Source organism: Microbacterium schleiferi, from assembly GCF_015565955.1.
Classification (GTDB): domain Bacteria; phylum Actinomycetota; class Actinomycetes; order Actinomycetales; family Microbacteriaceae; genus Microbacterium; species Microbacterium schleiferi_A.
In genome coordinates this window covers 1,562,161-1,581,526 of the sequence record NZ_CP064760.1, presented here as the reverse complement: position 1 = coordinate 1,581,526, position 19,366 = coordinate 1,562,161, and the positions used below count along the sequence as shown (strand labels likewise).

The window sequence follows — 19,366 nt, the reverse complement described above, 5'->3', positions numbered from 1 at the left end:
GGAGCGACGATGAGCACCCGCGCAGTCATGCAGGATGCCGACATCTCACGCGCTCTGACGAGGATCTCCCACGAGATCATCGAATCCAATCGCGGTGCCGGCGAGCTCGTCCTCCTGGGTATCCCGACCCGTGGTGTGCCGCTCGCCGAGCGCATCGCAGCCCTGATCAGCGGCTTCACCGATCACACGGTGCCCGTCGGGTCGCTCGATGTCACGATGTACCGCGACGATCTGCATCGCAATCCGACGCGCACGCCGCACCCCACGCGCATCCCGGACGCGGGGATCGACGGCAAGACCGTCGTCCTCGTGGATGACGTGCTGTTTTCGGGGCGCAGCATCCGCGCCGCCCTCGACGCCCTGCAAGACATCGGCAGGCCCGCCGCCGTGCGCCTGGCGATCCTCGTGGACCGCGGGCACCGGGAGCTCCCGATCCGCCCGGACTTCGTGGGGAAGAACCTGCCCTCCTCGCGGTCGGAGCACGTGGCCGTGCGACTTCGCGAGATCGACGGCTCCGACGAGGTGAGCATCCGATCATGAGGCATCTGCTCGACACCGCGACCCTGACACGGGAGGATGCGCTCCGCATCCTGGACACCGCCGAAGACATGTCCGATACCCAGCGCAGGGAGGTCAAGAAGCTCCCGACGCTGCGGGGTAAGACGGTGGTGAATCTCTTCTTCGAGGACTCGACCCGAACCCGCATTTCGTTCGAGGCGGCGGCAAAGCGCCTGTCGGCCGATGTCATCAACTTCGCCGCGAAAGGGTCCTCGGTCTCGAAGGGCGAGTCCCTGCAGGACACGGCCCAGACGCTCCAGGCCATGGGCGCGGATGCCGTCGTCATCCGCCACGGTGCCTCGGGTGCTCCGCACACCCTCGCCACGAGCGGTTGGATCACCGCGGGCGTTGTCAATGCCGGTGACGGAACCCACGAGCATCCCACCCAGGCACTGCTCGATGCCTTCACGATGCGCAAACGCCTCTATGGCGATGACAGCCGCGGACGCGATCTCTCCGGCACGCGCGTAGCGATCGTCGGGGACGTGCTTCACTCCCGGGTGGCCCGCTCGAATATGTGGTTGCTGCACACGCTGGGCGCGCACGTCACGCTCGTCGCCCCGCCGACCCTGGTGCCCCAGGATGTCTCGGCATGGCCTGCGCAGATCGTGTATGACCTCGACGAGGCGATCGCCGCAGCCCCCGATGTCCTGATGCTGCTTCGCATCCAGCTCGAGCGCATGAACGCTGCGTACTTCCCGAGCGAGCGGGAGTATGCCAGGCGCTGGGGCTTCGATGCGCGTCGGCTCGCAGCTCTGGGCGCCGATAGCATGGTCATGCACCCGGGCCCCATGAATCGCGGACTCGAGATCTCCGCCGAAGCCGCCGATTCGGCGCAATCGACCGTCCTGGAACAGGTCACCAACGGCGTGTCGGTCAGGATGGCGGTGCTCTATCTGCTGCTGGCGGGTTCGACGACATCCACAGCGACGACATCGACAGGGGAGGAACGAGTATGAACGAGGTCCTCTTGGTCCGGGGCGCTGAGCTCGCGGACGGCACCCGCACAGACCTGCTCGTGCAGGATGGCATCATCGCCGAGACGGGGTCGGGACTCGACATGCCCGGCGCGCGCGTCATCGACGCCTCCGGGCTCATCGCCCTCCCGGGGCTGGTCGACCTCCACGTCCACTTCCGCGAGCCCGGCTTCGAGGCATCCGAGACGATCCTGACCGGTTCCCGCGCGGCCGCCGCCGGCGGTTTCACGACGGTCTTCACGATGCCGAACACCTCTCCGGTCGCTGACACCGCCGGCGTGGTCGAACAAGAGCTCGCCCTGGGCGAAGCGGCAGGCTACGTCACCGTACAGCCGATCGGCGCCGTCACGATCGGGCAGAAAGGCGAACGGCTCGCCGAACTCGGCGCGATGGCTACCTCACGCGCGCGGGTGCGGGTGTTCAGCGACGACGGATTCTGCGTCTGGGACCCCGTGATCATGCGGCGCGCACTCGAGTACGTCAAGGCCTTCGGCGGGGTCATCGCGCAGCACGCGCAAGACCCTCGTCTGACCGAGGGTGCGCAGATGAACGAGGGGGTCGTCTCTGCCGAGCTCGGGCTCGCGGGGTGGCCGGCGGTGGCTGAGGAAGCGATCATTGCGCGCGATGTGCTGCTGGCAGAGCACGTCGGTTCCCGCCTCCATGTCTGTCATCTGTCGACAGCCGGCTCGGTGGACATCATCCGCTGGGCAAAGAAGCGCGGCATCGACGTAACCGCCGAAGTGACCCCCCACCACCTCCTGCTCACCGAGGATCGGGTCCGCGGATACGACGCACGGTTCAAGGTCAACCCTCCGCTTCGTACCTCCGAGGACGTGGAAGCCGTCCGGGAGGGGCTCGCGGACGGGACGATCGATATCGTGGCAACCGATCACGCCCCGCATCCGAGCGAGACGAAGGCCTGCGAATGGCAGGCTGCAGCCCATGGGATGGTCGGCCTCGAAAGCGCCCTGCGCATCGTGCACGGCACCATGGTCGACACCGGCCGCATGACCTGGAACGATGTCGCCCGCACCATGTCAGCGACGCCCGCTCGGATCGGCAGTCTCAGCGAGCATGGCACGCCGGTCGCGGCGGGGCAGCCCGCATCCTTCACGCTCTACGATCCCGCACCGGCCCGGACCTTCTCGGTGAATGACCTCCGCGGTCGCAGCCGCAACTCGCCCTACCTCGGCGAGGAGCTGCCCGGCGAGGTCCGCTGGACCATCAACCGCGGCACCGTGACAGTCGCCGACGGCGTCCTCCTCGAGACCCCGGGGGCGCTGTCATGACGCGCGAGACAGCCGTGCTTGTCATGGTCGCCGTGGCTGTGCTGCTGCTGGGCCTGGCCGCCTGGGGCTGGGTGCGGCGCACCCGCCGCGACCGCACGCCCCTCATCACACCGTCCGAGCTCGCCGACGCCGCCACGCCGGGTGAGGCATTCGATGCGCTCTACGTTGCGACGACGGTTCATGACGCACCGCTCGAGCGCATCGCTGCCCCGGGGCTCGGGCACCGATCACCGGTCACCGTGACGGTCACCGACGCCGCTGTCGCCCTGGATCTGACGAATCAGCCGCGCATCACGATCGACGCGGAGCGCGTCACCGCGGTCACGCAGGCCACCGTCACGATCGATCGCGTCGTCGAGAAGGACGGCCTCGTCCGCCTCAGTTGGCTCGCCGACACCGGCGTCGTCGTCGACACCTACCTTCGTCCCCGCGACACCTCGGCTCGCCAGTTGGCCGACGCCCTCTCGCCGCTGGCGAGCGCACCAGACCCCTCCACCGCAACCGGAGATTCCGAATGAGCTTGTTCCACACCGATCCTGCCGTGCTCGTCCTCGAGGACGGCACCCGATTCCGTGGCCGTGCCTACGGCGCGCGCGGCGTCACCCTGGGTGAAGTCGTCTTCGCGACGGGGATGACCGGGTACCAAGAGACACTCACCGACCCGTCCTACGCCGGTCAGATCGTGCTGCAGACTGCCCCCCACATCGGCAACACGGGAATGAACGACGAAGATCCGGAGTCCCGCCAGATCTGGGTGGCCGGCTACATCGTTCGCGACCCGTCCCGGGTCGTGTCGAACTGGCGCGCTGACGAGTCCCTCGATGAAGCGCTCGAACGCGACGGCATCGTGGGCATCAGTGGGATCGACACCCGGGCCGTGACCCGCCACATCCGTTCGGCAGGGTCCATGCGCGGTGGCATCTTCTCGGGAGACGCCGCGGCTCTGGATGCTGACGAACACCGGCGCCTCGTGCTCGAGGCCCCGCTCATGGCCGGACAGAATCTCTCAGCTGCCGTCTCGGTCGCTGCGCCCGAGGTCACGCCGGCCACGGGGGAGCGGATCGGATCGCTCGCGGTCATCGACCTCGGCATCAAGAAGGCCACGATCGACAACCTCGCGGCACGCGGCTTCGATGTTCATGTCCTGCCGCAGGATGCGTCGATCGACGACATCCGCGCGATCGAGCCGGTCGGGGTCTTCTACTCCAACGGCCCGGGGGACCCGTCGGCGTCCGCGGATCACGTCGAGCTCCTCCGTTCCGTACTGGACGACCGGGTTCCATTCTTCGGGATCTGCTTCGGAAACCAGTTGCTCGGCCGGGCCCTGGGGCTCGGCACGTACAAGCTGCCGTTCGGTCACCGCGGCATCAACCAGCCAGTCTTGGACAAGCAGACGGGACGTGTGGAGATCACTGCCCACAACCACGGCTTCGCGGTCGATGCACCGCTGGATGAGCCCTTCGACAGTCCACAGGGCTACGGACGCGTGGAGGTGAGCCACATCGGACTCAACGACCGGGTCGTGGAGGGCCTTCGCGCTCTCGACATCCCGGCCTTCTCGGTGCAGTACCACCCCGAGGCGGCGGCCGGCCCGCACGACGCCAACTACCTGTTCGACCGATTCGCCGACCTCGTTCGCGCGAACCTCAGCACGAAAGAAGCGAATGCCTAAGCGCGACGACATCCGCTCCGTCCTGGTCATCGGCTCCGGCCCGATCGTCATCGGCCAGGCCTGCGAGTTCGACTACTCCGGAACCCAGGCCTGCCGCGTGCTGCGCGCCGAGGGCGTCCGGGTGATCCTGGTCAACTCCAACCCGGCCACGATCATGACCGACCCCGACTTCGCCGACGCGACCTACATCGAACCGATCACCCCGGAGGTCATCGAGACGATCATCGCGAAGGAGAAGCCCGACGCGATCCTGCCGACCCTGGGCGGACAGACGGCGCTGAACGCTGCGATGGCCCTGCACGACCGCGGCATCCTCGAGAAGTACGACGTCGAGCTCATCGGCGCCAAGGTGGACGCGATCCGCAAGGGCGAGGACCGCCAGGTGTTCAAGGAACTCGTGATCGAGGCCGGTGCGGATGTCGCCGCCAGCCGCATCTGCCACACGATGGATGAGGTCCTCGCCGGCGCTGAGGAGCTCGGCTACCCCCTCGTCGTCCGCCCCTCTTTCACGATGGGTGGCCTCGGCTCCGGCTTCGCGTACGACGAGGCTGACCTGCGCCGGATCGCCGGTGCCGGAATCCACGACTCGCCCACCCACGAGGTGCTGCTCGAGGAGTCGATCCTCGGGTGGAAGGAGTACGAACTCGAGCTCATGCGCGACACCGCTGACAACACGGTCGTCGTCTGCTCCATCGAGAACGTCGATCCCGTGGGCGTCCACACTGGCGACTCCATCACGGTCGCCCCGGCGCTGACCCTGACCGACCGCGAGTACCAGAAGCTGCGCGACATCGGGATCGACATCATCCGCGCGGTCGGCGTGGACACGGGCGGCTGCAACATCCAGTTCGCCGTCGACCCCGCGAGCGGTCGGATCATCGTCATCGAGATGAATCCGCGTGTCTCCCGCTCGTCGGCTCTGGCGTCGAAGGCCACGGGGTTCCCGATCGCGAAGATCGCTGCGAAGCTCGCCATCGGCTACCGGCTCGATGAGATCCCGAACGACATCACCAAGGTCACGCCGGCAAGCTTCGAGCCCACGCTGGACTACGTCGTCGTCAAGGTGCCGCGCTTCAACTTCGAGAAGTTCCCGGCAGCCGACACGACGCTCACGACGACCATGAAGTCCGTCGGTGAGGCCATGGCGATCGGCCGCAACTACACGACGGCGCTGCAGAAGGCCCTCCGCTCGCTCGAGAAGCGCGGCTCCAGCTTCCACTGGGGCGCTGAACCGCGCACCGTCGAGGAGCTGCTCGACATCGCACGAACTCCCACCGACGGACGCATCGTCGTGGTCCAGCAGGCCCTGCGCAAGGGCGCGACGGTCGAGCAGGCCTTCGATGCGACAGCCATCGACCCCTGGTTCCTCGACCAGATCGTCCTCATCAACGAGGTGGCAGCCTTCATCGCCGGCGCCGGGGAGCTGGATGCCGAAACGCTGCGCATCGCCAAGGAGCACGGGTTCAGCGACGCGCAGATCGCCGAGCTTCGCGGCATCACCGAGACCGAAGCCCGCGGCATCCGACACGGCCTCGACATCCGCCCGGTCTACAAGACCGTCGACACCTGCGCCGGCGAGTTCCCGGCACTCACGCCGTACCACTACTCGAGCTATGACGCCGAGACCGAGGTCACGGCCTCGGAGCGCACGAAGGTCGTCATCATCGGGTCGGGTCCGAACCGCATCGGGCAGGGCGTCGAGTTCGACTACTCGTGCGTGCACGCCTCCTTCGCCCTGAGCGACGCGGGCTTCGAGACGATCATGGTCAACTGCAATCCCGAGACGGTGTCCACCGACTACGACACCTCCGACCGGCTCTACTTCGAACCGCTCACCCTGGAGGACGTGCTGGAGGTCCTGCATGCCGAGGCGCGCTCGGGCACGATCCTGGGCGTCATCTGCCAGCTCGGCGGCCAGACTCCGCTGGGCCTGGCCAAGGGCATCGAAGCAGCCGGGTACACGATCCTCGGCACGAGCCCGGCCGCGATCGACCTCGCGGAGGAGCGGAGCCTGTTCAGCGGCATCCTTGCCGAGGCAGGGCTCATTGCGCCCCGCCACGGCACCGCCGTCGACGTCGAGGGTGCCGTGGTCGTCGCTGAAGACATCGGTTACCCGGTGCTGGTTCGCCCGAGCTTCGTGCTCGGCGGCCGCGGCATGGAGATCGTCTACGACACGGCGAGTCTTCGCGACTACTTCGTGCGCGTCGCCGACCAGGCGATCATCGGCCCCGGGATGCCGCTCCTGGTCGACCGGTTCCTCGACGACGCGATCGAGATCGATGTCGACGCGCTCTACGACGGTCACCAGCTCTACATCGGTGGCGTGATGGAGCACCTCGAGGAGGCTGGCATCCACTCCGGCGACTCGAGCTGCACGCTTCCCCCGGTGTCGCTCGGACGCACCGAGATCGACCGTGTCCGCGAGGCGACCCTCGCCATCGCGCACGGCGTTGGCGTTCGCGGGCTGCTGAACGTGCAGTTCGCCATCAGTGCCGGCGTGCTCTACGTCATCGAGGCGAACCCGCGCGCGAGCCGCACCGTCCCGTTCGTCTCGAAGGCGTTGGGTATTCCCCTCGCGAAGGCCGCCAGCCGCATCATGGCGGGTTCCTCGATCGCTGAGCTGATCGCGGAAGGCCTGCTGCCGGCATCCGATGGCTCTCGCGTTCCCCTGGACGCACCGGTCGCGGTGAAGGAAGCAGTTCTTCCCTTCAAGCGCTTCCGCACCAAGGACGGCCAGATCGTCGATTCGGTGCTGGGCCCCGAGATGCGATCGACCGGCGAGGTCATGGGTATCGACCGTGACTTCCCGACCGCCTTTGCGAAGAGTCAGGCTGCCGCGTACGGCGGTCTGCCGCTCGAGGGAACGGTGTTCATCTCGGTCTCAGATGCCGACAAGCGTGCCGTGATTTTGCCCGCCCATCGACTGCAGGAACTCGGGTTCACCCTTCTGGCCACCGAAGGCACGGCAGAGATCCTTGCCCGCAACGGGATCGCTGTGGACGTCGTGAACAAGTACTCCGCTACGCAGGCCTCGGGTGAGACCAACGTCGTCGACCTGATCAACGACGGACGCATCGACATCGTGGTGAACACCCCGAGCGGCGGCATGGCCCGGGCCGATGGGTACGAGATCCGCGCCGCCGCGGTGGCGGGCGACAAGGCCCTGTTCACCACGATGGCCGTCCTCGGCGCCGCCGTGAGCGCGTTCCCGTCGCTTCGCCGGGGCTTCGAGGTCAAAAGTCTCCAGGACTATGCACGCGAAAGGGCTGAGCGCGCGTGAACTCGTTCGGTGCTCGGCTGTGGGCCACCCTGGACCAGTTCGGCCCGCTGTGCGTCGGTATCGACCCACATGTGAGCCTGCTCGAGTCCTGGGGGCTTGAGGCCACCGCCGACGGCGCCCGGCGCTTCGGGCTGCGTGTGGTGGAGGCCTGTGCGGGGCGCGTCGGCATCGTCAAGCCACAGGTCGCGTTCTTCGAGCGGTACGGTTCAGCGGGGTTCGCGGCGCTCGAGGAGGTCATGGCGGCTGCTCGCGACACGGGGCTGGTCGTGATCGCCGACGCCAAGCGCGGCGACATCGGAACGACCATGGACGGCTATGCCGCGGCGTGGCTCGAGCCCGGCTCGCCGCTGGAGGCGGATGCCGTGACCCTCAGCCCCTACCTCGGGCCTGACTCTCTGTACGCCACGATCACCGCGGCCATCCGCCGCGGCAAGGGCGCGTTCGTTCTTGCAGCCACGAGCAACCCCGAAGGAAGGCCCGTCCAAACGGCGCTCACCCGAGATGAGGCGGCGCCCGACAATGAGAGCGTGGCGGCGCGGGTCGCCCGCGACGTCGGCGCGCTCAACATCGGTCTGCCCGGTGCGCTCGGTTCGGCGGGACTCGTCGTCGGGGCGACCGTCGATCGCGGCGCTTTCGGGCTCAGCGATGTCGTCCTCGCGGGAACCCCGATTCTTGCTCCCGGTTTCGGCGCGCAGGGCGCGGAGCCGTCCGATTTGCCGCGATTGTTCGGCTATGTCGCCGCGAACGTCGTCGCCTCCGAGAGTAGAAGCATCCTGGCTGTGGGGCCCGACCGCCTGGAGTCGCGCATCGAGCAGCGGTCGGCGCTCTATTCTCGGGCGAGCAATGACTGAGCGTCCCGCTCCGCCCGCGGTCGACCGCGTTGCCGCCTCGCGACGAGCTGTCGCTGCTCGACGGGAGCGCGCCTCGCTCAAGCAGGATGTCGCAACGCGCGTGATCAGCCCGCAGGAGCTCCTGCGCCGGGCTCTTGCCGCTCCGGACTCTCCGGCCGGGGCGATGCGCATCACCGAGTTCCTCACGGCGATCCCCGCTATCGGGGTCGGCAAGCGCGATGCGATCTTGGAGCGCCTGCAGATCTCGCCTGTCAAGCGCCTGGGTGGACTCGGTGTTCGGCAACAGCGGGTGCTGCGCGCCTTTCTCGACGAGCGCGTACCCGAGCCGCTTCCCCGCGCCGACCGGTCGCGCTTGGTCGTTCTCGCCGGCCCGACCGCCGTCGGCAAGGGTACCGTGGCGCAGCATATTCGTGCCCACCACCCGGAGATCCATCTGTCGATCTCGGCGACGACGCGGCCGGCCAGACCGGGGGAGCGCGACGGGGAGCACTATTACTTCGTCGACGATGCAGAGTTCGATCGGCTCATCGCCGACGGCGAACTGCTGGAGTGGGCGACAGTCCACAACGCCTACCGCTACGGCACCCCTCGCGCCCCGATCCGCGACGCCCTCGATCGTGGTCAGTCAGTGCTGCTCGAAATCGATCTGCAGGGCGCGCGGCAAGTCCGCGCCGCGCAGCCGGACGCCACGCTCGTGTTCCTGCTCCCTCCCAGCTGGGACGAGTTGGTGAGCAGACTTGTCGGGCGGGGGACCGAGGATGCCGAGGAACGAGCGCGTCGCCTCCGCACGGCGCGCGTCGAGTTGGCAGCCCAAGATGAGTTCGACTATCGCGTTGTGAACGGTGACGTCGCCGTTGCCGCGCGCGAGGTCGTAGAATTGATGAATGCGCCCGCGCGCTGAGCGCGACTGCGGCGCCACAGACCTCTCACCGACATCCGTCGCCAGCGAAGGGATTCCGCCATGGCCGGGAACAACAAGGGCATCATCGACCCCCCCATTGACAGCCTTCTCGAGAAGGTCGACTCGAAGTACCAGCTGGTGATCTACGCATCCAAGCGTGCCCGCCAGATCAACGACTACTACTCCGACCTGCACGAGGGCAACCTGTTCGACAACGTCGGCCCGCTCGTGGACTCGACCGTGGAGGACAAGCCGCTGACGATCGCGCTCCACGAGATCAACGAAGACAAGCTCCGCCTGCGTCCGATCGACTGACGGTCACCTGTTGACGCGCCGGTGTCGTAGACCGGCGCGATACTGATCGACGTCTACTACTGACGGGAGCTCCATGACCGCGTTGCGTCTGTTCACGTCCGAATCGGTCACTGAGGGTCATCCGGACAAGATCTGTGATCAGATCTCTGACAGCATCCTCGACGCGATCATCAGCGAGGATCCGGATGGGCGCGTCGCTGTCGAAACGCTGGTGACGACAGGGCTCGTTCATGTGGCGGGCGAGGTCAGCACGTCGGCATATGTCGAGATTCCCGCGATCGTCCGCGATGTCGTCAACCGCATCGGGTACACCTCGAGCGAGACCGGCTTCGACGGCGAATCGTGCGGCGTGAGCGTGTCGATCGGCGCCCAATCGTCAGATATCGCCTCCGGCGTCAACAAGGCGTTCGAGCAGCGTGAGCGCGGTTCGTCCGACCCCCGAGACGAGCAGGGCGCCGGCGACCAGGGCATCATGTTCGGCTATGCGACCACCGAGACCCCGCAGCTGATGCCGGTCGCCGCGTGGACCGCGCACCGGATGGCGGAGCGTCTCGCGGCGGTCCGCCGGTCCGGAGAGCTGGCGTTCCTGCGCCCGGACGGCAAGACGCAGGTCACCCTGGGGTTCGAGGGAGCCGTTCCACGCACCGTCGAGTCGGTCGTGCTGTCGACCCAGCACCACCCCGACATTTCGCAGGAGGATCTGCGTGCGCAGATCCGGGAGAGCGTCATCGGTCCGGTGCTCGAGAGCACCGGGCTCGATCTCCCCGACGTCAAGTACTACATCAACCCGGCCGGTCCGTTCGTCATCGGCGGCCCCAAGGGGGATGCGGGACTCACCGGGCGCAAGATCATCATCGACACGTACGGGGAGCGTCCCGTCACGGCGGAGGCGCCTTCAGCGGCAAGGATCCCTCCAAAGTCGATCGCTCAGCGGCGTATGCCATGCGGTGGGTCGCCAAGAACGCGGTAGCGGCGGGGCTTGCCGATCGGCTCGAAGTGCAGGTGGCGTACGCGATCGGAAAGGCCGCGCCCGTCGGGCTGTACGTCGAGACCTTTGGCACCGGTCATGTTCCGGATGAGGCCATCACGAGGGCGATCCTCGAGGTCTTCGACCTGCGTCCCAAGGCGATCATCGATCAGCTGGATCTGCTTCGCCCGATCTACGCACAGACCGCGGCGTATGGGCACTTCGGTCGTGAGCTTCCGGACTTCACGTGGGAGCGCACCGACCGCGCAGACGACCTGCGCTCAGCCGCCGGTCTCTGAGATGACCACTCGGCGCATCGCGCGAGTGATCCTGGATTCGCCGCTGCCGCAGCTAGACCGGCTCTTCGACTACGAGATCCCCGACAACCTCGTCGAGACGGCCCGTGAAGGCGTTCGGGTGCGCGTTCCGCTGCGCGCCGCGGGCAGGATCGTCGACGGCTTCGTCGTGGAACTCGACGACGAGCCCGCGGCCGATCGTCCCCTGTCGGAGATGGATGCCGTCATCTCGCCGGTGCCCGTGTTGCCGCGACGGCTGTACGAGCTCGCACGGAGAGTCGCCGACCGATCAGCGGGGTCGGCATCCGACATTCTGCGTTTGGTTGTGCCGCGACGCATGGTCCGAGCAGAGCGCGCGTGGCAGAACGCCGACCGGGCGGGTGCTCTGCCGGTTCCGGCAGCGACCTCGGAGTGGTCGGACGCTGTGCTTGGCCGCTACCCGGGGCTCAGCGCGTCGCTCGAGAACGGTTCGCGGGTTGCGCTGACGGCTCCCACAGCTCCGGTGGGTGTGGACTCGCCCGTTCCGGGCTGGGTGGGGATCCTCGCTGCGGCGGCCACGAGGATGCTGGCGAGCGGACAGAGCACCATCCTCGTGGTGCCCGACTACCGCGACCTCGAGCAGCTCGAGCAGGGTCTGGTCGCCCTCGGGCTCGGTGACGCCGTCATCCGCACCGACGCGGCCCAGAGCGCCCCCGCCCGCTACGGCGCGTACCTTCGGCTCCTCGAACCGACGCCGTCGATCGTGATCGGCAACCGGTCGGCGGTGTACGCACCGGTCCACGCCTGCGGGCTCATCGCCATCTGGGATGACGGCGACACTCTGCTGCGCGAGCCGTTGTCGCCCGGCGTTCACGCCCGCGACGCAGCACTGGTCAGGCAAGAGCAGGAACAGGTCGCGCTCGTTTTCGCCGGATTCACACGCTCCACGGATGTGCAGCGTCTCGTCGACATCGGCTGGGTCGAGGAGCTCCGCGCGGCGCGTCCGTCGGCGCCGCGCGTGGTGCTCACGCCGCTTCGCGAGGGGGAGACAGGCGCCGCGCGAATCCCGTCAGCAGCCTTCGGCGCGGCGCGTGAGGCAGTGCGGACCGGGCCCGTCCTCATCCAGGTCGCCCGTCCCGGCTATGCGCCCGTGCTCGCGTGCGCTGACTGCCGACGCCCCGCGCGCTGCCGCTCCTGCGGCGGCCCGCTGCACGCCGGGGCGCGAGGCGCGACTCCGACGTGTTCGGCCTGCGGTCGGCGGGCCGAAGCGTGGACCTGCGCCACCTGCGGGGGACACGACTGCTGCTCATCGGATCCGGCAGCAGGCGCACCGCTGAAGAGCTCGGTCGCGCGTTTCCCGGCATCCGCGTCATCGTCTCCGACGCGGAGCATCCGGTGCGTGATGTTCCCGACGCGCCGGCACTGGTCATCGCCACCCGCGGCGCAGAGCCCCTCGCTCCCGGGGGATACCGGGCAGTGCTGCTCCTGGACGGCGAACGAATGCTCCTCGCTGACGATCTGCGGATCGCCGAACACTGCCTGCGGTGGTGGTCCAACGCCGCCGCCCTCGCTGCACCGGGCGCACCCGTTCACCTGGTGGGTGTGGCCGGGACCCTCGGCCGCGCGTTGGCGACCTGGACCCAGCCGGCGTTCGCGCGCGCCGAACTCGCCGAGCGCGCCGAGCTGCGGATGCCGCCGGCTGTGCGCGTCGCCTCCCTCGAAGGTTCCCGGCCGTCGGTGGAGACCGCGCTGGCCGCCCTGCGGTCCGATGTGCCACGGCTGCGCACGGGCGATGTGCTCGGGCCCGTGCCGGTGCCCGGAACCCGTTCCCGGGATGATGAGGTCCGCGCGCTCGTGCGCTGTGACTACCACGATGGCCCGGATGTGGCCCGGTCGCTGCGGGCGGCACTGGTCGCCGACGCGCTGCGCGGTCGTCGCTCTCGCGGACGCAACGGCGGTCCGCGCTCCACCCTGCGCATCCGCATGGATCTGCCCGACCTGACCCTGGAGATACAGCCATGAGCCTGGAGGCACAGCCATGAGCCTGGAGGAACAGCCATGAGAATTGTGTTCGCCGGAACCCCCGACGCTGCCGTGCCCTCGCTGCACGCTCTCGTGGATGCCGGTCACGAGGTAGCTCTCGTGATCACCCGCCCGGATGCGCCCCTGGGACGCCGACGTATCCTGACGCCCTCTCCCGTCGCTGCCGCGGCTGACGCGCTCAACCTCCCCGTGCACCGCGCTGTCCGCCTCGCCGACGACGCCCGTGAGGCGGTGCGCGAGACGCACCCGGATCTCGGGGTGATCGTCGCGTACGGCGGGCTGGTCCGGGAGCCCCTGCTCTCGACGCCGCGGCTCGGCTGGATCAACCTGCACTTCTCGCTGCTGCCACGCTGGCGTGGTGCCGCGCCGGTGCAGCACGCCATCATTGCCGGCGACAGCGAGGTGGGAGCCGATGTCTTCCAGCTCACGCCGGGACTCGACGAGGGCGACGTCTACGGGGAGGTTCGCCTTCCCCGGCCCACCGAATCAACCGCCGGTGAGCTGCTCACGACGCTCGCCGCTGCCGGTGCCACACTCCTCACCGCTGTGGTCCACGCCATCGCGACGGGAACCGCGAAGCCCCGCCCACAACAGGGTGAGGCGACCTACGCCCCGAAGCTGTCGATCGAGGACGGTCGTCTGGACTGGGGGCAACCACGTGACCGGGTGCTCTCCCGCATCCTTGGTGTCACTCCCGAACCCGGAGCTTTCGCAACGACGGGCGGGGCGCGACTGAAGATCCTCGCTGCCGGTCCTGCCCCGATCGATGCTCCGCGCACCCGCCCCGGGTTGGTCATGGCCCACGGCAAGCAGGTCATCGTCGGCACCGGCACCGGCCCGATCGGATTGCGCCGGGTCCAGCCTGCGGGAAAGCCCGCGATGGATGCCGGGGACTGGTGGCGCGGCACGCACCTGACCGAGCTCCAGCTCGACACCGGCGGGGACTCGGGACCGGCGCCCCGCAAGCCTGAGGTGACGGCATGAGCGGGGCGATCTCTGCCAGGCGCGTCGCGTACGAGACGTTGCGCGCTGTCCACGACGCCGACGCCTACGCGAACCTCGTCCTCCCGACAGCCATTGCGCGGGCGCGGCTCAGCCCCGGGGATGCGGCGCTCGCGACCGAACTCACCTACGGAACGCTCCGGCAGCAGGGAACCTGGGATGCCGTGATCGGCGTCGCGGCGAAGCGCCCGGCCGACACGCTCGACCCACCCGTGCGCGACATCCTGCGCCTCGGCGTGCACCAGCTCCTGGCGACACGGGTCCCCCCGCACGCGGCGGTCAATGAGTCCGTCGCCCTGACGCGGGACAGCGTGGGGGAGCGAGCTGTCGGTTTCGTCAACGCCGTCTTGCGCACCATCGGCACAGCGGACCCGGCCACCTGGGTCTCACGTGCCGAAGAAGCCGCGCGCTCCGATGACGAACGGCTGTCGGTTCGTACGTCGCACCCGGTGTGGGTGATCCGCGCTCTGCGGCGGGCGCTCGATGACGAGGGACGCGCGAGCGAACTCGCCGACCTTCTCGCCGCCGACAATGACCCGCCGCGCGTGACGATGACGGCACTTCCCGGACTTGCGACGATCCCCGAGGAGTCGGATCAGACATCCTTCTCGCCCTATGGGTTCCGGGCGCCCGCCGGTGATCCCGGACGACTCGTCGCCGCCTCACACGGTGCCCTGCGTGTGCAGGACGAGGGCTCGCAGCTTGCCGCGCTCGCCCTGTCAGAGGTCGCGCCCGTCCGCTCCGGGGAGCGCTGGCTAGATCTGTGTGCCGCGCCCGGCGGAAAGACAGCGCTGCTTGCTGCCCGCGTGTTCCAGGCACGAGAGGCGGGGACCGCTGTCGAGCTCGAGGCCAATGAGGTGTCGCCGACCCGAGCGGGGTTGGTGCGCCGCTCCCTCGAGCCGATTCCGTTCGAGGTTCCCGTCTCTGAGCAGGACGGACGCGAAAGGGCGGGAGCTGCCGCGTACGACCGGATCCTCGTGGACGCGCCCTGCACGGGCCTCGGCGCGCTGCGCCGCCGCCCCGAGTCGCGATGGCGCAAGAGCCCGCAGGATGTCGCTCCGCTCGCACAACTCCAGCGCGAGTTGCTCTCGGCCGCGGTAGCCGGCCTGCGACCCGGCGGTGTCGTCGCGTACGTAACCTGCTCACCGCACCTCGTCGAGACGCGGGATGTCGCGGCCGAGGTCACTGACCACTACGGCAACGGACTGCGTGAGCTTGATGCACGAGACGTGCTGCGTCGGGTGTCACGCGCTCCGCTCGATCTGGCGACACCGAACAGCGGCGCGGGCCGCGCCCAGCTCTGGCCCCACCGCCACGGGACGGACGCGATGTCGATCACGCTCCTGCAGCGCGCGCAGTGACCGACACGCTCGCCATAATGGACGAGTGAGTTCCCCCGACGCCGCAGCGCACGACCACGAGGTGCGGATCAATCCCAGCATCCTCGCGGCAGACTTCGTCAACATGCAGGCAGAGCTGCAGCGCATCGCAGCAGCGGACTTCGTGCACGTCGACGTCATGGACAACCACTTCGTTCCGAATCTCACGTTCGGACCCCAGATGGTCGAGCGGATCCACGCGACCTCTCCGGTGCCGCTGGATGTGCACCTCATGATCGACGATGTTGACCGGTGGGCTCCCGGCTACGCCGAGATCGGCGCAGCATCCGTGACGTTTCATACCGAGGCCACGACGGAACCCGTCGCCCTCGCTCGGAGGCTGCGATCGATCGGCTCCCGCGCCGGCATCGCGCTCAAGCCCGGGACACCGGTCGAGCCGCTCTTCGAGATCATCGACGAGTTCGACCAGATCCTGGTGATGACCGTAGAACCGGGCTTCGGCGGCCAGTCCTTCATGGCTGACATGATGCCCAAACTCCGGGCGCTTGCCGACGAATGCCATCGCCGCGGTTCCTCGGTGTGGCTCCAGGTCGACGGCGGAATCTCCGCGTCGACGATCGCGCAGGCCGCTGCGGCCGGGGCCGACACGTTCGTGGCCGGGTCGGCAGTCTTCGGCGCCGAGAACCCGGATTCCGCGATCTCGAGCCTGCGCTCCCTCGGCGCTCACGCGCATCGGCACTGACCGACCAGCCCGCGCGATTCGCTACCCTGGCAAGGTGAAGTCGTTCGAGGAGTTGTTCGCCGAGTTGACGGTGAAGGCGCAGACCCGTCCCGAGGGGTCGGGTACCGTCGCCGAGCTCGACGCAGGCGTCCACACGATCGGCAAGAAGATCGTCGAAGAGGCAGCCGAGGTCTGGATGGCCGCCGAGTACGAATCGGACGAGGCAGCAGCGGAGGAGATCTCGCAGTTGCTCTACCACCTCCAGGTGCTGATGCTGGCAAAGGGTCTTTCGCTCGAGGACGTGTACCGACATCTCTGAACCCGTCGCCCCTCCCGCTTCGACCCGAAAGACCCCCATGCTGAGAATTGCCGTGCCCAACAAGGGCTCGCTGGCCGAGACCTCCGCCGCCATGCTCACCGAGGCCGGCTACACCGGACGTCGTGATCCCAAAGACCTCCACGTCATCGACCCGGCGAACGAGGTCGAGTTCTTCTACCTGCGCCCGCGCGATATCGCCACCTACGTCGGCTCGGGGGCGCTGGATGTCGGCATCACCGGCCGCGACCTGCTCCTTGACGCCCGCATGCCGGCACGCGAGGTGGAATCCCTGGGCTTCGCCGACTCCACCTTCCGCTTCGCGGGGCCTCCGGGACGTTTCACGGATCTGGCCGACCTCGAGGGAATGCGGGTGGCAACTGCCTACCCGGGCCTCGTGGACTCGTTCCTCGATGAGCGGGGTATCGCCGTCGACCTCGTTCCCCTCGACGGTGCTGTGGAGTCTGCCGTGCGGCTCGGGGTCGCGGATGCCGTCGCCGACGTCGTGTCCACCGGAACGACCCTCAAGCAGGCGGGGCTGGAGATCTTCGGACCCATCCTCCTGGAGTCCGAGGCCGTCCTCATCGGGGGACCGCGCGAGGTCGAGGGCACCGAGACGCTCCTGCGTCGCCTGCGCGGTGTGATGGTGGCCCGCCAGTACGTGCTGATCGACTACGACCTTCCAGCCGACCTGGTCGATCGGGCGGTCCAGATCGCTCCCGGCATCGAGTCGCCGACCATCTCTCCGCTGCGAGACCCCTCGTGGGTGGCGGTGCGCGTCATGAGCCCTCGCAAGGGCGTCAACCAGGTGATGGATTCTCTCTACGCGATCGGTGCCCGCGCCATCCTCGTCACCGAGATCCACGCGGCGAGGCTCTAGATGACCGTCGCGACGCGCATCATCCCGTGCCTCGACGTCGCCGCCGGGCGCGTGGTGAAGGGCGTCAACTTTGTCAACCTCCGCGACATGGGCGATCCCGTCGAACTGGCCGCGGCTTACTTCCGTCAGGGTGCTGACGAGATCACCTTCCTCGACGTCACCGCAACGGTCGATGAGCGCGCGACCACCTACGACGTCGTCCAGCGGACTGCCGAAGAGGTCTTCATCCCGCTCACCGTCGGGGGAGGGGTCCGGTCAGCCGAGGATGTGGCACGCCTCCTGAGTGTGGGAGCCGACAAAGTCGGCGTGAACTCCGCTGCCATTGCCCGGCCAGGCCTGGTCGACGAGATCGCCGACCGCTTCGGAGCTCAGGTGCTCGTCCTCTCACTCGATGTAAAACGCTCGACTGCCGTCGAGTCGGGTTTTGTCGTCACCACCCACGGCGGTCGCACCGAGACGACGCTGGATGCTCTGGCCTGGGCCCGTGAGGCGATCGAGCGGGGAGCGGGAGAGTTGCTGGTGAACTCCATCGACGCCGACGGCACCCGCGAGGGCTTCGACCTCGAGCTCGTCTCTCTCATGCGCGAGGTTTCTTCAGTACCGGTGATCGCCTCCGGCGGCGCGGGGTCCGTCGAGCATTTCCCGCCGGCCGTGCACGCGGGCGCTGACGCGGTTCTCGCGGCGAGTGTTTTTCACACCGGCCAGTTGACCGTCGGCGAGGTGAAGTCCGCGCTGGCTGCGGAAGGCGTGGAGGTGCGGGCATGAGCGAGCTCGACGACCGGATCGCATCCGTCGCTTTCACGGCGGACGGGCTGGCCCCCGCCATCATCCAGCAGTGGGATACCGGCGAAGTGCTGATGCTCGGCTGGATGGACGCCGAAGCACTGCGGCGCACGCTCACGACGGGTCGCGTGACCTTCTGGTCGCGTTCTCGACAGGAGTACTGGCGCAAGGGCGACACGTCCGGCCACGTCCAGTATGTCCGCGGCGCGAAGCTCGACTGCGACGGCGACGCCCTGTTGATCGAGGTGGAGCAGGTCGGCGCCGCGTGCCACACGGGAACGCGAAGCTGCTTCGACACGACCGACCTGCACCCGAACGTCGGCGACGGGGCCACATGATCGCGCGCGCTCGACTCATCAGTGTCGTAGCGTTCCTCGTGGCGGGCGCGACTGGTCTGATCGCCTCGACACAGACATGGCTGCTCGTGTCGCTCACCGACGGCGCGGCCGAGCCGCTTGCGGTGCCGGGCGCATCCGCGGTCGTGCTGCTCGCGCCCCTGAGCCTGACCGCACTCGCTCTGGGTGCCGCTGTCTCGATCGTGGGCCGTATCCTTCGACCCGTGTTCGGTGTGCTCGGTGCGGCGCTCGGCATCACGCTCGCCGTCCTGACGGCCCCCATCGCGTTTGGCGCACCGGTCCGCGCCGTCGTGGCCGAGGTCGCCGCCGTGACCGGCATCCGTGGCGACGGTGCGGTCTCTGCGCTCGTCGCGAGCATCACGACGACCCCCTGGCCCGTGATCACGCTCCTTGCAGCCGTCGTTCTCGCCGCCAGCGGCCTCTGGGTCGTCGTCACGGCGCGCCTGTGGCCCGACGGCGGCAAGCGCTACCAGGCGGAGAGGGCGGCGCGAGTCCGTAGCAACGAACCGCTCGATGCAATCGACTCGTGGGATGACCTCTCGCGTGGTGGGGACCCCACGACCTGACCGCTAGACTGACCACAGCCCGCGCACTACCGGAGGATATCCATGAGCAACCCCATCGGCGACCCCGGCCACGGACACTCGCCGGCGGCCTGGACGGCTGTCGTCATCATGCTCGCTGCCATCGCCCTGGGTACGGTGGCGTTCGTCCTGGAGATCGTCTGGCTCGTCTGGGCATCGGTCGTTCTTGTCGTGGTGGGCCTGCTTGTCGGCTGGATCATGGCCAAGGTCGGCTACGGCGTGGGTGGCTCCAGGTACACCGCGAAAGAGCATTGAG

At 68.3% G+C, this 19,366-nt stretch carries 18 protein-coding genes and 2 pseudogenes; all 20 read left to right on the top strand.

Annotated elements, in window-relative coordinates; translation table 11 throughout:
• Nucleotides 1-9: 9 nt before the first annotated feature.
• The 20 genes and pseudogenes from pyrR to IT882_RS07495 all read left to right on the top strand — a co-directional run bounded on the left by pyrR (nt 10) and on the right by IT882_RS07495 (nt 19,365).
• Nucleotides 10-540, top strand: coding sequence for a bifunctional pyr operon transcriptional regulator/uracil phosphoribosyltransferase PyrR (gene pyrR / locus IT882_RS07590; RefSeq protein WP_195693849.1), 531 nt, complete (start codon nt 10-12; stop codon nt 538-540).
• Complete coding sequence (locus IT882_RS07585) at nt 537-1,517, top strand: aspartate carbamoyltransferase catalytic subunit (protein ID WP_195693847.1); 981 nt, start codon at nt 537-539, stop codon at nt 1,515-1,517. Before pyrR ends, IT882_RS07585 begins: the two co-directional genes overlap by 4 nt.
• Nucleotides 1,514-2,824 carry a dihydroorotase gene (locus IT882_RS07580; RefSeq protein ID WP_195693845.1) on the top strand — a complete coding sequence of 437 codons (1,311 nt, stop codon included), beginning with the start codon at nt 1,514-1,516 and terminating at the stop codon, nt 2,822-2,824. Before IT882_RS07585 ends, IT882_RS07580 begins: the two co-directional genes overlap by 4 nt.
• Nucleotides 2,821-3,342 (top strand): hypothetical protein, encoded by a 522-nt coding sequence (locus IT882_RS07575; protein WP_195693843.1) that lies wholly within the window; start codon nt 2,821-2,823, stop codon nt 3,340-3,342. Before IT882_RS07580 ends, IT882_RS07575 begins: the two co-directional genes overlap by 4 nt.
• Nucleotides 3,339-4,496, top strand: coding sequence for a glutamine-hydrolyzing carbamoyl-phosphate synthase small subunit (carA, locus tag IT882_RS07570; RefSeq protein ID WP_195693841.1), 1,158 nt, complete (start codon nt 3,339-3,341; stop codon nt 4,494-4,496). Before IT882_RS07575 ends, carA begins: the two co-directional genes overlap by 4 nt.
• The gene (carB, locus tag IT882_RS07565) at nt 4,489-7,776 is read left to right on the top strand and encodes a carbamoyl-phosphate synthase large subunit (protein ID WP_195693839.1); all 3,288 of its coding nucleotides are present in this window, start codon (nt 4,489-4,491) and stop codon (nt 7,774-7,776) included. The genes carA and carB overlap by 8 nt, the downstream gene beginning before the upstream one ends.
• Nucleotides 7,773-8,627, top strand: a complete 855-nt coding sequence (gene pyrF / locus IT882_RS07560; RefSeq protein WP_195693837.1) for an orotidine-5'-phosphate decarboxylase — start codon at nt 7,773-7,775, stop codon at nt 8,625-8,627. The genes carB and pyrF overlap by 4 nt, the downstream gene beginning before the upstream one ends.
• Nucleotides 8,620-9,528, top strand: a complete 909-nt coding sequence (gene gmk / locus IT882_RS07555) for a guanylate kinase (RefSeq protein WP_195693836.1) — start codon at nt 8,620-8,622, stop codon at nt 9,526-9,528. The genes pyrF and gmk overlap by 8 nt, the downstream gene beginning before the upstream one ends.
• Nucleotides 9,529-9,588: 60 nt before the next feature.
• Entirely contained in the window at nt 9,589-9,843 is a 255-nt protein-coding gene (gene rpoZ / locus IT882_RS07550; RefSeq protein ID WP_195693834.1) for a DNA-directed RNA polymerase subunit omega, read from the top strand.
• Nucleotides 9,844-9,916: 73 nt separating this feature from the next.
• Nucleotides 9,917-11,109 (top strand): annotated as a pseudogene (gene metK / locus IT882_RS07545) (methionine adenosyltransferase).
• A 1-nt stretch (nt 11,110) separates the two neighbouring features.
• Nucleotides 11,111-13,107: pseudogene (locus IT882_RS17345) on the top strand (primosomal protein N').
• Between the two features lie 36 nt (nt 13,108-13,143).
• The gene (fmt, locus tag IT882_RS07535; RefSeq protein WP_195693831.1) at nt 13,144-14,112 is read left to right on the top strand and encodes a methionyl-tRNA formyltransferase; all 969 of its coding nucleotides are present in this window, start codon (nt 13,144-13,146) and stop codon (nt 14,110-14,112) included.
• Nucleotides 14,109-15,491, top strand: coding sequence for an RsmB/NOP family class I SAM-dependent RNA methyltransferase (locus IT882_RS07530; RefSeq protein ID WP_195693830.1), 1,383 nt, complete (start codon nt 14,109-14,111; stop codon nt 15,489-15,491). Before fmt ends, IT882_RS07530 begins: the two co-directional genes overlap by 4 nt.
• 25 nt (nt 15,492-15,516) lie before the next feature.
• Nucleotides 15,517-16,212: a ribulose-phosphate 3-epimerase gene (rpe, locus tag IT882_RS07525; RefSeq protein ID WP_267490548.1), complete on the top strand. Its 696-nt coding sequence runs from the start codon at nt 15,517-15,519 to the stop codon at nt 16,210-16,212.
• A 34-nt stretch (nt 16,213-16,246) separates the two neighbouring features.
• The gene (locus IT882_RS07520; RefSeq protein WP_195693828.1) at nt 16,247-16,510 is read left to right on the top strand and encodes a phosphoribosyl-ATP diphosphatase; all 264 of its coding nucleotides are present in this window, start codon (nt 16,247-16,249) and stop codon (nt 16,508-16,510) included.
• A gap of 37 nt (nt 16,511-16,547) precedes the next feature.
• Nucleotides 16,548-17,387 carry an ATP phosphoribosyltransferase gene (gene hisG / locus IT882_RS07515; RefSeq protein WP_195693826.1) on the top strand — a complete coding sequence of 280 codons (840 nt, stop codon included), beginning with the start codon at nt 16,548-16,550 and terminating at the stop codon, nt 17,385-17,387.
• Nucleotides 17,388-18,152, top strand: a complete 765-nt coding sequence (hisF, locus tag IT882_RS07510) for an imidazole glycerol phosphate synthase subunit HisF (RefSeq protein WP_195693824.1) — start codon at nt 17,388-17,390, stop codon at nt 18,150-18,152.
• The gene (gene hisI, locus IT882_RS07505; RefSeq protein ID WP_195693822.1) at nt 18,149-18,508 is read left to right on the top strand and encodes a phosphoribosyl-AMP cyclohydrolase; all 360 of its coding nucleotides are present in this window, start codon (nt 18,149-18,151) and stop codon (nt 18,506-18,508) included. The genes hisF and hisI overlap by 4 nt, the downstream gene beginning before the upstream one ends.
• On the top strand, nt 18,505-19,092 hold the full coding sequence (locus tag IT882_RS07500; RefSeq protein ID WP_195693820.1) for a Trp biosynthesis-associated membrane protein: 588 nt from the start codon (nt 18,505-18,507) through the stop codon (nt 19,090-19,092). Before hisI ends, IT882_RS07500 begins: the two co-directional genes overlap by 4 nt.
• A 42-nt stretch (nt 19,093-19,134) precedes the next feature.
• On the top strand, nt 19,135-19,365 hold the full coding sequence (locus IT882_RS07495) for a DUF6704 family protein (RefSeq protein ID WP_195693819.1): 231 nt from the start codon (nt 19,135-19,137) through the stop codon (nt 19,363-19,365).
• Nucleotide 19,366: the final 1 nt, after the last annotated feature.

Bases quoted from the DNA above. Each gene is read 5' to 3' on its own strand.
- hisG (WP_195693826.1), top strand. From the start codon at position 16,548: ATGCTGAGAATTGCCGTGCCCAACAAGGGCTCGCTGGCCGAGACCTCC.
- IT882_RS07500 (WP_195693820.1), top strand. From the start codon at position 18,505: ATGATCGCGCGCGCTCGACTCATCAGTGTCGTAGCGTTCCTCGTGGCG.
- carA (WP_195693841.1), top strand. From the start codon at position 3,339: ATGAGCTTGTTCCACACCGATCCTGCCGTGCTCGTCCTCGAGGACGGC.
- IT882_RS07580 (WP_195693845.1), top strand. From the start codon at position 1,514: ATGAACGAGGTCCTCTTGGTCCGGGGCGCTGAGCTCGCGGACGGCACC.
- hisF (WP_195693824.1), top strand. From the start codon at position 17,388: ATGACCGTCGCGACGCGCATCATCCCGTGCCTCGACGTCGCCGCCGGG.
- fmt (WP_195693831.1), top strand. From the start codon at position 13,144: ATGAGAATTGTGTTCGCCGGAACCCCCGACGCTGCCGTGCCCTCGCTG.
- IT882_RS07575 (WP_195693843.1), top strand. From the start codon at position 2,821: ATGACGCGCGAGACAGCCGTGCTTGTCATGGTCGCCGTGGCTGTGCTG.
- IT882_RS07530 (WP_195693830.1), top strand. From the start codon at position 14,109: ATGAGCGGGGCGATCTCTGCCAGGCGCGTCGCGTACGAGACGTTGCGC.
- carB (WP_195693839.1), top strand. From the start codon at position 4,489: ATGCCTAAGCGCGACGACATCCGCTCCGTCCTGGTCATCGGCTCCGGC.
- IT882_RS07585 (WP_195693847.1), top strand. From the start codon at position 537: ATGAGGCATCTGCTCGACACCGCGACCCTGACACGGGAGGATGCGCTC.
- IT882_RS07495 (WP_195693819.1), top strand. From the start codon at position 19,135: ATGAGCAACCCCATCGGCGACCCCGGCCACGGACACTCGCCGGCGGCC.
- hisI (WP_195693822.1), top strand. From the start codon at position 18,149: ATGAGCGAGCTCGACGACCGGATCGCATCCGTCGCTTTCACGGCGGAC.
- rpoZ (WP_195693834.1), top strand. From the start codon at position 9,589: ATGGCCGGGAACAACAAGGGCATCATCGACCCCCCCATTGACAGCCTT.
- gmk (WP_195693836.1), top strand. From the start codon at position 8,620: ATGACTGAGCGTCCCGCTCCGCCCGCGGTCGACCGCGTTGCCGCCTCG.
- pyrR (WP_195693849.1), top strand. From the start codon at position 10: ATGAGCACCCGCGCAGTCATGCAGGATGCCGACATCTCACGCGCTCTG.